The organism is Rhodococcus sp. NPDC056960, from assembly GCF_042674125.1.
Taxonomy (GTDB): Bacteria; Actinomycetota; Actinomycetes; order Mycobacteriales; family Mycobacteriaceae; genus Rhodococcus_F.
Map to the genome: position 1 here is coordinate 148,156 of NZ_JBHURF010000024.1, position 12,866 is coordinate 161,021.

Sequence of the window (12,866 nt, forward strand, 5' to 3'; positions counted from 1 at the left end):
TTCGTTTTCGGTCGGTGCGCGCTGGGCGTGGGATCGGTTTCGATGGTTGCACGTAGACGAAGGAAGTAGGGACCTGACGAGATGGCACGCATCGGTGACGGCGGGGATCTGCTCAAGTGCTCTTTCTGCGGTAAGAGCCAGAAGCAGGTCAAGAAGCTCATTGCTGGGCCTGGGGTGTACATCTGCGACGAGTGCATCGACCTGTGCAACGAGATCATCGAAGAGGAGCTGGCCGAGTCCAGCGAGGTGAAGCTCGACGAGCTGCCGAAGCCGGCCGAGATCCGGGATTTCCTCGAGAACTACGTGATCGGCCAGGACGCCGCCAAGCGAACTCTCGCCGTTGCGGTCTACAACCATTACAAGCGCATCCAGGCCGGTGACAAGGGCCGTGACGCGCGGGGCGAAACGGTCGAGCTGGCCAAGTCGAACATCCTGATGCTCGGTCCCACGGGCTGCGGCAAGACCTACCTTGCCCAGACGCTCGCGAAGATGCTCAACGTTCCGTTCGCGATCGCCGACGCGACGGCGCTCACCGAGGCCGGTTACGTCGGTGAGGACGTCGAGAACATTCTCCTCAAGCTCATCCAGGCCGCGGACTACGACGTCAAGCGCGCCGAGACCGGCATCATCTACATCGACGAGGTCGACAAGATCGCTCGCAAGAGCGAGAACCCGTCGATCACGCGTGACGTGTCCGGTGAGGGTGTGCAGCAGGCGCTGCTCAAGATCCTCGAGGGCACCCAGGCCAGCGTGCCGCCGCAGGGTGGCCGCAAGCACCCGCACCAGGAGTTCATCCAGATCGACACCACGAACGTCCTGTTCATCGTGGCGGGCGCGTTCGCCGGTCTCGAGCGGATCGTGTCCGATCGGGTGGGCAAGCGCGGCATCGGTTTCGGTGCCGAGGTGCGGTCCAAGGCGGAGATCGACACGCAGGACCACTTCGCTGAGGTCATGCCGGAAGACCTGATCAAGTTCGGGCTCATTCCCGAGTTCATCGGTCGTCTGCCCGTCGTGGCGTCGGTGACCACCCTCGACAAGGAGTCGCTGGTCCAGATCCTGTCCGAGCCGAAGAACGCGCTGGTCAAGCAATACAACCGGTTGTTCGACATGGACGGCGTGGAGTTGGAGTTCACCACGGACGCGCTCGAGGCCATCGCCGATCAGGCGATCCTCCGCGGCACCGGTGCTCGTGGACTGCGCGCGATCATGGAAGAAGTCCTCCTGCCGGTCATGTACGACATCCCGAGCCGTGACGACGTCGAGAAGGTCGTGGTCAGCGCCGAAACGGTCAACGACAACGTGCTCCCGACCATCGTTCCGCGGAAGCCGGAGCGGGGAGAACGCCGGGACAAGTCCGCCTAGCCGGGGGCGCGCTGTATCCTGGGTGCGAACTAACTCACTAGTTCGTACAAATGGAGGTAATGCGCGCGATGACCGCTCCCGGACCGATCTTTGTTCTCAACGGCCCCAACCTGAATCTGCTGGGTCAACGGCAGCCCGAGGTGTACGGGCGGGAGACGCTCGACGACGTCGTGGAGCTGTGCCGTGCCTCCGCCGCGAAGGCGGGCCGTGAGATCGTCGCGCGGCAGTCCAATCACGAGGGCCATCTGATCGACTGGGTGCACGAGGCCCGGACCACGGCGTCGGGCGTCGTGATCAACCCCGGCGGCTTCACGCACACGTCGGTGGCGTTGCGCGACGCCCTCGTCACGCTCGAGGTGCCCCTCGTCGAGGTGCACATCAGCAACGTGCACGCCCGTGAGGAGTTCCGGCACCACTCCTACGTGTCCGGAGTCGCGACCGGTGTGATCGCCGGGCTCGGCATCCTCGGCTATGCGCTGGCCGTCGACTTCATCTGCACCAAGGGCTGACGCCGCCATGGGACGACAGGTTCGTACGAGCGTTGCCACGGTGTCCTTGAGCGGATCGCTGGAGGAGAAGGTCACCGCGATCGCGGCGGCCGGGTTCGACGGATTCGAGGTGTTCGAACCCGATTTCGTGAGCTCGCCGTGGTCGCCGCGTGAGCTGGCCTCCCGCGCAGCGGATCTCGGCCTCACCCTCGATCTGTATCAGCCGTTCCGCGATCTGGATTCCGCGGACGACGCGACGTTCGCGCGCAACCTGATCCGTGCCGAGCGCAAGTTCGACATCATGGAGCAGCTCGGCTGCGACACGCTGCTGGTGTGCTCCTCGCCGCTGCCCGAGGCGGTGCGGGACGACGCCCGGCTCACCGAGCAGCTCTACACTCTCGCCGAGCGCGCACACAGCCGGGGGCTCCGCATCGCGTACGAGGCGCTGGCCTGGGGCACGCACGTCAACACGTACCGCCACGCGTGGAAGATCGTGCAGGACGCCGATCATCCCGCCCTCGGCACCTGCCTCGACAGCTTCCACATCCTGTCCCGCGGCGACGACCCGTCCGGGATCCGCGACATCCCGGGGGAGAAGATCTTCTTCCTCCAGCTCGCCGACGCGCCCCGGATGTCGATGGACATCCTGCAGTGGAGCAGGCATCACCGGAACTTCCCGGGGCAGGGCAACTTCGATCTCGCAACGTTCGGCGCCCACGTGCAGGCGGCCGGATACACGGGACCGTGGTCGCTGGAGATCTTCAACGACACGTTCCGGCAGTCGTCCACCGGACGCACGGCCGCCGACGCGCACCGGTCGCTGCTGTACCTCCAGGAGGAGGTGGCGCGGGTTCAGGCCGAGCACGGTGAGGACACCGGTCGCGGTCTGGCGCTGTTCGAGCCGCCACCGCGCGCGCCGCTCGAGGGCATCGTGTCGCTGCGGCTCGCGGCCGGTCCCGGAAAGGATTCCGACCTCCGGCAAGCGTTGCAGCACATCGGATTCCGTCTGGTGGGCCGCCACCGCAGCCACGACCTCCAGTTGTGGCGGCACGGCCGGATGACCATCGTCGTCGACGCCACTGCCGGCACGGTGTGGACTGCTCCGGGTCTGCCTGCGCACCTCCCGGTGCTCACCCAGATCGGTATCCGCTCGAGCGATCCCGACGCGTGGGGGGAGCGCGCCGCTGCGCTCGAGGTCCCGGTGCACGAGGTCCTGTTGCCCGGTGTGGACACCGCCCCCGAATCCGATGTGGTGCGTCTGAAGATCACCGATGCAACGTCGCTGGATCTGCGCGGTCCGGGCAGCGCGGCGTCGTGGCAGTCGGCGTTCGAGCTGTATCCGACGGAATCGCGCTGGCAGGACGAGGTTCCCGTGTTCACCGGGGTCGACCACGTGGCGCTCGCCGTGCCGTCCGACACCTGGGACGGCATCATGCTGCTGCTCCGTTCGGTGTTCGCGATGGCGCCACACGAGGGACTCGACGTCACCGACGCGGTCGGAATGATGCGCAGTCAGGCGCTGACGATGGATCAGACCGGCGCCGACGGCGTCGACCGTCCGCTGCGGATCTCCCTCAACATGGTGCCGGGGGCGGTGTCGGGGAACTCCCACATCGCCGCGGCGCGCCGGGGCGGCATCAGTCACGTCGCGTTCTCGTGCACGGACATCTTCACCGCGGCGGCGACCATGCAGTCCAACGGGTTCGAGCCCCTGGTGATCTCGCCGAACTATTACGACGACCTCGAGGCCCGCTTCGGTCTCTCCCGCGAACTCCTGGACCGGATGAGCGGTTCCGGAATCATGTACGACGCCGACGCCCACGGCGAGTTCTTCCACCTGTTCACCCAGACGGTGGGCGCCGACCTGTTCTTCGAGGTGGTGCAGCGCGTCGGCGGCTACGAGGGCTACGGGGACGCGAACTCCGCGATGCGCCTGGCTGCCCAACTGCGGGCGGCCGGCTGAGCAGTCGACCCGAACGGCAACGGCGCCCGTGGTCACGGACCACGGGCGCCCTCGTCTTTCCATCGAGCGCGGAGAAAGTGACTTCGGACACGTCCGAGGCGTGACTGCTGACGTCGATGCGCCCTCCCGGGGTGCATGTGACTGATGGGGTCGAAGAATCCGGCCTTCTACCGCATCCGACTGCCTCGGCATCAATGCGACACGTCGGTTTCTCGCCAATACGTACTAATCTGTGTCGAAACCGTGACCGTTTCGTTATCAGTCTCGAACTCGACAGAGGAATGTGGTTTTGGCTCTACACGCGAACACCGTCCCGCAGGCCCGGCACGCCCGGCGTTCCCGTTCTGCGAAGTCCGACCGCCGGCACGTCGTGGTGACCACGCTGGCGGCTGCCGCGCTGCTAGTGTCCGGCGCCATCGCCTCCGCTGCCACCGGAGAGGTTGCGCACGCATCCACCGAGACCGGTGTGTCGCTCACGCCGCCGCCGCAGTTCCTGCAGGTTGCCCGCCCCGAACTGACCGACCACACCGACCAACTCCAGCGCGCCGCCGAGCGTGAGGTCGAGCGGCTCGCGGCGCAGAAGGCCGAGGTCGAGCGCCTGGCCCGGGAGGCGGCCGAACAGGCTGCACGTGTTCAAGCCGCCGCCGAGGAAGCGGCGCGTCGACCTGCGGTGCTGTTCCCGACCGATGGCACCTTCACATCGGGCTTCGGTGCCCGCTGGGGCACGAGCCACAACGGCATCGACATCGCCAACTCCATCGGCACCCCGATCAGGGCCGTCACCAACGGTATCGTGATCGAGACCGGTCCGGCCTCGGGATTCGGGCTCTGGGTCCGCCTGCAGCAGGACGACGGCACCATCGGCGTGTTCGGTCACATCGACCAATCGCTGGTGTCGGTCGGGCAGCAGGTCCGGGCGGGCGACCAGATCGCCACCATGGGCAACCGCGGTCAGTCGACCGGGCCCCACCTGCATTACGAGGTGTGGACGGCGAACGGAACCAAGATCGATCCGGCGGGCTGGCTCCAGTCGCGTGGGGTGCCCGTCCCGCAGGGGCAGGGCGGCTAGGCGCCTACCGCGCCGCTGACCTCGCGCCGTCAGGGTTGGTTGTACGGGGTGACCACCCGGATCGGGGAGGCCGCGGTCGCGACCTCCCCGAGCGCGCCCCGTGCCTGCAGGAGCATGCGGCAGGCCAGGTGGGCGTCGGCCCGCAGGTCGTGGTGCAGCACGGCGGACAGTGTGCCGGACCGCAGCAGTCGCGTGTTGTCCTCGTCGAGGTCGTGGGCGATGAACACGCGGCACGTGCGCCCGGTGCGCTCGAACGCGCGGGCCGTGGCCACGTTCCCGCCGCCGATCGAGTAGACGGCGGCGATGTCGGGGTGCCGGTCGAGCGCCGCCAGCACGAGGCTCTCGATGGTCGCGTCGAGTCCGTCGCTCTCCGCGATGTCGATCACCGGTCGGTCGGTTCCGAAGGTCCGCAGCGCGGCGCGGAACCCCATCTCTCGTTCCTCCTCGCCCCGGAAGGCGTTGCTGCTGAGGGTGATCAGCACGGCCGACGGGGTGTCGCCGAGCCATTGGTCGACGAGGTACGCGGCCGTTGCGCCCGCGGCCCTGTTGTCGATGCCGACGTAGCCGGCGCGGGTGCTCCCCGGTACGTCGGTGGCATAGGTGACCACCGGGATCCCGGCCGCGGTGAGCCGGTCGATGGCCTCGACGACCTCGACGGAATCGGGGGCCTTCACGATCACGCCCTGCGACCCGCGGACGGAGATCCGGTCGAGGGTCTCCACCATCGCGGGGATGGACCCGGTCTGCCGGAAATGGAACCGCGAGCGCACGACGGCGGGGGCGAGTGCCGGCAGTTCCGCCTCGATGGCCGCGCGGAACGCGGTGGAGAAGCGAGCGGGCGTCTGCATGACGACGTCGACGAGGAATTTCCGTCCGCTCAGCTTCAACTGTGTGCGCTGCTTGTCGAGGTCGAGAATCGCCTGATGGACTTCGGCTTTCGTCGACTCGCGCACGCCCGGTCGCTCGTGGAGCACGCGGTCGACGGTTGCCTCGCTGAGTCCGGACTGCTGGGCGATCTCGCGCACTTTGTAGCGGTGCTTCACGGCCGACTCCTGAGGTGAAAATGATGGGTTTCTGGTGTTGTCTGCGGCTCAGATCACCGTAAGACTATCTCCATGCCCATGACGACTTCTTCGCCGACCGGACGGCGTGAGTGGATCCGCGACTCGGACTGCGAACTCGACGCCTTCCGGGTGTCCGTCGACCGCGCGACGGATCTCGCCGACTACCCCTTCGCGCATTCCGTGGAGCAGAATGTCCTGCTCTACAGCAGCGACGCGCTGATTCCGCACCTCGCCGACGAGGATTCACGCCGCACCGTGCAGACCGAACTCGTGCGCGCGCTCACCGGCGGACCCGGGATCGTGGTGTTCCGCAACGCTTTCGGAGACGTGTCCGTCCTGGATCGCGCCACCGAACAGTTCGACCACCTCATCGCCCGGCAGCGCGAGTCCGGAGGGGTGGCGGGCGACCACTTCGGCAAGCCGGGCGCGAACGACCGCATCTGGAACGCTGCCCAGAAGCTGGCGCTGAGCGCCCCCGACGTATTCGCCGACTACTACGCGAACGACATTCTCGCGCTGATCTGCCAGAGCTGGCTGGGGCCGCTGTATCAGGTGACGTCCCAGGTCAACGTCGTCAATCCCGGCGGCACCGCGCAGGTGCCGCATCGCGACTACCACCTCGGCATCGTTCCCCCGCACGAGCTGACCGCGTACCCGGCGCACCTGCACCGGATGTCGGCGGCCCTGACGCTGCAGGGTGCGGTGGCGCATCGCGACATGCCCGTCGAGAGCGGACCCACTCTGTACCTGCCGTACTCGCACCAGTTCGAGCCGGGGTACGTGGCGTTCTCCCGCCCGGAGTTCGTCGAGTACTTCCGGGACAGCCATGTGCAGCTGCCGCTCCGGAAGGGTGACGCGGTGTTCTTCAACCCGGCGCTCTACCACGGGGCAGGCCACAACCGCTCGGAGCAGATCAGGCGGATGGCCAATCTGCTGCAGGTCTCGTCGCCGTTCGGCAGGGCGATGGAGGTGCTCGATCGGGAGGCCATGTCGAATGCCGTGTATCCGACGTTGCTGGCCCGGCAGAGCGCCGGGGCGAGCGCGCGCACTCTTCGCAACGCCGTCGTCGCGACGGCCGAGTGCTACCCGTTCCCCACCAACCTCGACCACGACCAGCCCGTGCACAGTCTGGCGCCGGCCACCCAGGTCGACACAGTGTGGGAAGCGTTGCAGGAGAACGCCGACCCCGCCGTGCTCGCCGAACGTCTGAGTGCACAGACGGCACGGCGGCAGCCGTGAGTGGGCTCCTCGCGGGCTCTCGAGGTCGCCGAGGCGGCCACACGGTCACTACAACGGCACCGTCCGGTGCGATTGGATGCAAAACACGATGACGATTCGACTTGCAGGTGCGCCCATTTCGTGGGGAGTGTGTGAGGTGGAGGGCTGGGGTCACCAGCTCGATCCCCACCGGGTCCTCACCGAGATGCGCGATGCCGGTCTCGCCGCCACCGAACTCGGCCCCGACGGGTTCCTCCCGTCGGATCCGCACGAGCTGACGGACACCCTCGCCCGCTACGACCTGACGGCCGTCGGCGGGTTCGTGCCCGTACTGCTGCACGATCCGGATCACGACGTGGTCGCCGCCGCCGGCGGGGCGCTCGACGCGCTCGTCGCGTCGAAGTCGGACGTGATCGTCCTGGCGGCGGTGACGGGAGCCGTCGGCTACGATTCGCGACCGGAGCTCGACGATGCGGGGTGGAAGACGTTGCTGCACAACCTCGACCGTCTGTCGTCCGCCGCCGCCGACCGGGGCCTCCGCGCGGTGATCCACCCCCACGTGGGGACGATGATCGAGAACCGCGCCGAGGTGGACCGCATTCTCGACGGATCGTCGATCCCGCTGTGCCTGGACACCGGGCACCTGCTGATCGGTGGCACCGACCCGCTCGACCTCGTCTCGTCGGCCCCCGAGCGGATCGCCCACGCACATCTCAAGGACGTCGACGCGGCGCTCCTCGGGCGGGTCCGGGCCGGTGAACTCACCTACACGGAAGCCGTCGCGCAGGGAATGTACACGCCCCTCGGCACCGGGGACGTCGACATCGCCGGGGTGGTCGCGCGGTTGCAGAAGCAGGGCTACGACGGCTGGTACGTCCTCGAACAGGACACGATCCTCGAATCCGCGCCCGCGGACGAGGGCCCCGTCCGCGACGTCGTCCGGAGCGTCGAATACCTGAAGAGCATCGCGCAGTGACACCGTTGCCGACGACTCGCTCGCGAACATGACGATGATCGACGACGTGTACGGGGCGGCCGGGTTGCCGATGCGCTGATCCCGGAGCCGGCCCGCGTGCGGCTACGCGCGGGCCGGACCGGTGGTGCCGCGCACCACCAGACGGGGCTCGATCACGAAGTCCAGGGGGTCGAGGTCGTCGTCCTCGAGTCGGCCGACGGCGAACTGCACGGCGTGCCGCGCCAACCCGGCGGTGTCCTGCCGCACCGTGGTGAGGTCGATCCGCGACAACTGGGCCAGGTGGCTGTCGTCGTACCCGACGATCGAGATGTCGCCCGGCACGTCGACGTGGGCACGGGTGAACACGTCCAGGAGTCCGATGGCGCACCGGTCGTTGCCCGCGAGCACGGCAGTGGGCAGGTGGTCCTCGGACAACAGGGTGTTCGCGGCGGCGATACCGGCCTCCTCGGTGTGCCGACCGGGGACGACGCGGATGTGGTCGGCGAGATCGTGCTTGCGCATCGCCGCGAGGTACGCGCGACGACGCTCGGGTGATCCCGGGTCGGCGCCGCCGTCGACGTGGACGATCTCGCGGTGCCCCAGGCCGACCAGGTGGTCCACGGACTTCCGGATGCCCTTGGCGTCCGCGGTCCGGACGGTGTCGACCGCGGTGTAGGGGAGCGCGCGACCGACGACGGTGACGACGGCGCGGTCCGCGAGCGTGCGCAGATACTCCGCGCCGGAGTGCGGTCCGAGCAGGATCAGGCCCTCGCACCGGTGACTGAGCAGCGCTTCGATCGCCTTGTGCTCGTCCCGGGTAGGCGCGCTCGCGGAGAGCAGCACCTCGTATCCGGTGGCCTCCGCCTCGGCGTAGATCGTGCCGATCAAGTCGGCCTGGAACGTCTGGTGGACGTCGATGAGCACGCCGAGGGTGCGACTGCGGCCGCGGGCGAGCATGCGGGCCGCCCGGTCGAGTCGGTAGCCGAGTTCGTCCGCGGCGCGGAGGACGCGGTCGCGGGTCTCGTCGGAGGCCCCCGGTTTGTCGCTGAAGATCAGGGACACCAGGGTGCGCGACACACCGGCCCGGGTCGCGACGTCGGCCATCGTGGGCCGCCGATGCAGTCCTGCCGGCAGCCGCTCCGCACCCTCGTGCGCCGCGAGTCGCTCGTCGAGCATCTCGATCTCCCTCGCTCGTGTCCTCGGGGAGTGCTCTGCACTGTCGCGACCTCGCCCTTGACACTTTCTGTGATTCACCTCATAGTAGACAACTGAAGCGCGTTAGTGAAGCGCTTTAGTCCAGGAGAGAACGCCTCGTCGGCTGCATCGAGCCGAGCGCATTCGGGCGAGAGCGATACGTGAACCGATCGTCCGTGTCGCGATGCGTGAGCATTCCCAGAAAGGCCACACCTGATGTCGACAACCAGTACACGCGGAAGCGGCGGCGCCGCGCGGAACGAGCGCAGTCACAAACGTTTCCTGACGAAGCTCACCGTCATCTCCACGCTCGGAGGTCTGCTGTTCGGCTACGACACCGGGGTGATCTCCGGGGCGCTGCTCTACATGAAGGACGAGCTGAACCTCAGCGCGGTCGGCGAGGCCACCGTCGTGAGTTCGCTGCTCTTCCCCGGCGCCGCCGTCGGCGCGCTGCTGGGTGGTCGGTTGTCCGACGCACTCGGCCGCAAGCGCACGTTGCTCGTCTGCGCGGGCCTGTTCCTCGTCGGCGCCCTCGGGTGTGCGATGGCCCCCGACGTCGAGGTCATGGTGCTGGCCAGAATCATTCTGGGTCTCGGTGTGGGTGCCGCCGCCGTCACCTGCCCGCTCTACCTGGCGGAGATGGCCCCGGTGGAGAGGCGCGGCCGGATGGTGACCATCAACGAACTGATGATCGTCACCGGTCAGATGCTCGCCTTCTCGATCAACGCGCTGCTCGATCACCTCATCGAAGACCCGACCGTGTGGCGGTACATGCTGGCCATCGCCTCGGTCCCCGCGGTTCTGCTGCTGCTCGGCATGCTCGCGCTTCCGGATTCGCCGCGCTGGTACGCGTCGAGGGGCCGCCTCGCCGACACCCGCCGCACCCTCGAGATGAGCCGCAGCGAGTCGGAGGCCGCCGACGAGTACGCCAGCATCAGTTTCCACGCCGCCCGCGACCGGAACTCGAAGGTCAGCGGCGCCGTCCACTACCTGCGCGACTACCCCTGGATGCGCCGGATCCTCTGGATCGGCTGCGGTCTGGCCATCGTGCAGCAGGCGACGGGCATCAACACGGTCAACTACTACGCACCGACGATCCTCGAGCAGAGCGGGCTGGGCGTCAGTGCGTCACTCGTGGCCACCATCGCGGTCGGTGTCACCTCGGTGGTCATGACGATTCTCGGAATCATCCTGCTGGGCTTCGTGAATCGTCGCAAGATGCTGCTCACCGGCTTTATCGGCGTGGCGTCCTCGCAGGCCGCACTGTCGCTCGTGTTCCTGCTGCCCTCCTCCACGGGCCGCAGCTACATCATCCTGGCCGCGATGATGGTGTTCGTCGCCTTCGTCCAGTGCTTCATCGGAACGTGCGTGTGGCTGCTGCTCTCGGAGATCTTCCCGATGGCCATCCGCGGGTTCGCCATGGGCATCGCCGTATTCGTGCTCTGGACGACCAACGCATTCATCTCCTTCGTCTTCCCGATCCTGAACTCAGTCCTCGGATCCACCGGAACATTCGGCCTGTTCGTTCTCGTCAACCTGATTTCCGTGTACTTCGTGTACCGATTCGTCCCGGAAACCAAGGGGCGCAGCCTCGAAGAGCTGGAAGACCGCCTCGGTGCAGGCGCGCCCGCCACCTCCGCCGCGGGGAGCACCGCCGCCGTCGCCACCCACTGAGTGCACGTTCTCTCACGCACCGGTACCGCCACCTTCGGGTGGTGGTACCGGTGTGTGGTGCTGTGTGGCTCGCTTCCCGTGCAATTCACTCAGGTACACCGCGTCCTGCAGGTTGTGGGAGCGCTCGGTGAGCAGTTGGAGGGCACGCGAGTGCCCCGCCCCTCGGATGTGGTTGCGGGTGAGTTCGATTGCTGCCCCTTCGGGCTCGGTCCGGATGGTTTCGCCGCGGGGTGTGGTCCACTCGAGTTGCCCCGCGCCGGTCTGGCGGACAGTCCACGTACCGTCGGTTTTCAGTCGGTGGTGCCGCCGGCACAGGCACGCGAGGTTCGACTCGACGGTGAGACCACCGTTCTCGGGATGGACGCGGTCGAATGGGGTGGTGTGGTCGATGTCGCAGAGTCGCGCCGGAACCTGGCAGTAGGGGAAGCGGCAGTTGCCGTCGCGGGCTCTGATCCGGCGGCCGAGTTCCGTCCCCGGTGCGTACGTGAGTTCGGATCTGCTCGCGGCATTCCGGACGAAGGCCGCGGGGATGCCGTGAGTTGTCTGAACAGGGCCGATCCCGAGGATGTGCCCACCTGCGTCGCCCTCGGTCGCCAGCGTGTCGATGCGCTGGAAGACGCCGTCGGCGGCCAATGTTCGCGCGGAATCGGCATCAATCGGCCCGTATCCCTCGAGGTGCGCGGGAAGGTCGTCGAGGCCGAGTAGCGTCGAGGCGTTGACCACGACCTGAATGAGAGGTGCACGCCGCGTGCCCGCCGCGGGGACGCGGGCCGGGCACTGTTCCCGGCCGCAGTGGCACGTGAGGTGCCCGGTGCCATCGGCCAGTGCGGTGAGAGCGTCGGCTCGTCGCTGGGGGAGAGTGCGGGGGTCGTCGGCACACACGTCGTGGATCGACATCTCCCGCAACCGCATCGCGAGGGTGTGGGCGTCGGCGGCGGGAAGGTGTCCGTCGAGGTACGACATTCCATTCTCCGCGGCGCGGATCCACACGTCGCGATCGGAGACTGCGAGTCTGGTGCGGTGGCCGGTGCTGTCGGGGTCGTGGCGGGCGACGAGCCGACGAGCGCGTGCTCGCAGTTTGGATGGCGGTAGAGAGCGTCCGTCGAGGATCGCGGTTTCGAGTTGCGCCAACTTCGAGGCGCTGACGCCGGCGAGCATGGACGCGATGACCCGTGCCTGATCCAGGTCGATCTGCCCGGCCGCGAATGCGTCTCGGGTGCCGTGCAATCGGTGGCGCAGATCGAGTCCGAGGTCGATCCAGGCGGTCACCGCCGGTTCGTTCATTCCCAGTGCGACCGAGACCTCCACCGATGCGTGGGAGCCGGAGTGGGCCGGGTTGATGCCGCGGCGTTCGTCCTCGTTGCAGCAGAGATCGTAGAACTCGGTCACCGCCACGACTTGCCGGTACTGAGCTTGCGCCAGCACCGCTTTGCCTGTTCGCAGCCCCTCGATCGCCGCGATCCCCGGCGGCGTCGCATCGAGTACCGCCACGCTGGAAACGTTGTCCCCCATTGTCTTCAACCCCCCGGTATCGAACGTATCTTCGACCCTATCGGAGGCCACCGACAAGTTTCAGCAAAGATTGCGGATAACTAACGTGAAAGTGGGATGCGCACGAGATGGAGCCGTGGGGAGGGGCGGCCACCGGCGCGGCGCTGACCGTGCGTGCTCCACGAGTCCAGGGACTCCTGTGTGCGCTCAGGCCATCACGAACACGTCGTCGCACTCGGCCAACGCCACGGCATCCCATCGACGACAGAAAGAAGAGCGTGACCCGGTTCGTCGCCTAGTACTACAGTCGCGTTTATTTTGATCTTGTCGGTGTGTCGGCGCAGGTTCCGAGAGTCGCAGGATGCATGGTCCGTGTGTGGGCGATGAT

The 12,866-nt window shown here is 67.5% G+C and carries 10 protein-coding genes; 7 read left to right on the forward strand and 3 right to left on the reverse strand.

Annotated elements, in window-relative coordinates:
* The first annotated feature begins 81 nt into the window (after positions 1 to 81).
* From clpX to ACFTWF_RS32840, 4 genes are all read left to right on the forward strand, one after another.
* Positions 82 to 1,362: an ATP-dependent Clp protease ATP-binding subunit ClpX gene (gene clpX, locus ACFTWF_RS32825; protein WP_378465260.1), complete on the forward strand. Its 1,281-nt coding sequence runs from the start codon at positions 82 to 84 to the stop codon at positions 1,360 to 1,362.
* Positions 1,363 to 1,430: 68 nt separating this feature from the next.
* Entirely contained in the window at positions 1,431 to 1,871 is a 441-nt protein-coding gene (gene aroQ, locus ACFTWF_RS32830) for a type II 3-dehydroquinate dehydratase (protein WP_378465261.1), read from the forward strand.
* Between the two features lie 7 nt (positions 1,872 to 1,878).
* Positions 1,879 to 3,813 (forward strand): bifunctional sugar phosphate isomerase/epimerase/4-hydroxyphenylpyruvate dioxygenase family protein, encoded by a 1,935-nt coding sequence (locus tag ACFTWF_RS32835; protein WP_378465262.1) that lies wholly within the window; start codon positions 1,879 to 1,881, stop codon positions 3,811 to 3,813.
* 289 nt (positions 3,814 to 4,102) lie between these two features.
* Positions 4,103 to 4,882, forward strand: a complete 780-nt coding sequence (locus ACFTWF_RS32840; protein WP_378465263.1) for a M23 family metallopeptidase — start codon at positions 4,103 to 4,105, stop codon at positions 4,880 to 4,882.
* Positions 4,883 to 4,911: 29 nt separating this feature from the next.
* On the opposite strand, the gene ACFTWF_RS32845 is transcribed toward ACFTWF_RS32840, so the two are convergent.
* Positions 4,912 to 5,925: a LacI family DNA-binding transcriptional regulator gene (locus ACFTWF_RS32845; protein WP_378465264.1), complete on the reverse strand. Its 1,014-nt coding sequence runs from the start codon at positions 5,923 to 5,925 to the stop codon at positions 4,912 to 4,914.
* Between the two features lie 72 nt (positions 5,926 to 5,997).
* Here ACFTWF_RS32845 and ACFTWF_RS32850 point away from each other — a divergent pair, with 72 nt between their 5' ends.
* Both ACFTWF_RS32850 and ACFTWF_RS32855 read left to right on the forward strand, forming a co-directional pair.
* Positions 5,998 to 7,185, forward strand: coding sequence for a phytanoyl-CoA dioxygenase family protein (locus tag ACFTWF_RS32850; RefSeq protein WP_378465265.1), 1,188 nt, complete (start codon positions 5,998 to 6,000; stop codon positions 7,183 to 7,185).
* A gap of 88 nt (positions 7,186 to 7,273) precedes the next feature.
* A complete protein-coding gene (locus ACFTWF_RS32855) occupies positions 7,274 to 8,140 on the forward strand; it encodes a sugar phosphate isomerase/epimerase family protein (RefSeq protein ID WP_378465266.1) in 867 nt (288 codons plus the stop codon).
* 102 nt (positions 8,141 to 8,242) lie between these two features.
* On the opposite strand, the gene ACFTWF_RS32860 is transcribed toward ACFTWF_RS32855, so the two are convergent.
* Positions 8,243 to 9,295: a LacI family DNA-binding transcriptional regulator gene (locus ACFTWF_RS32860; RefSeq protein WP_378465267.1), complete on the reverse strand. Its 1,053-nt coding sequence runs from the start codon at positions 9,293 to 9,295 to the stop codon at positions 8,243 to 8,245.
* A 234-nt stretch (positions 9,296 to 9,529) separates the two neighbouring features.
* Between ACFTWF_RS32860 and ACFTWF_RS32865 the strand changes: the two genes are divergently transcribed.
* Positions 9,530 to 10,987, forward strand: coding sequence for a sugar porter family MFS transporter (locus ACFTWF_RS32865; RefSeq protein WP_378465268.1), 1,458 nt, complete (start codon positions 9,530 to 9,532; stop codon positions 10,985 to 10,987).
* A gap of 12 nt (positions 10,988 to 10,999) precedes the next feature.
* Here ACFTWF_RS32865 and ACFTWF_RS32870 read toward each other — a convergent pair whose 3' ends face one another.
* Positions 11,000 to 12,499 (reverse strand): DUF222 domain-containing protein, encoded by a 1,500-nt coding sequence (locus tag ACFTWF_RS32870; protein WP_378465269.1) that lies wholly within the window; start codon positions 12,497 to 12,499, stop codon positions 11,000 to 11,002.
* Positions 12,500 to 12,866: the final 367 nt, after the last annotated feature.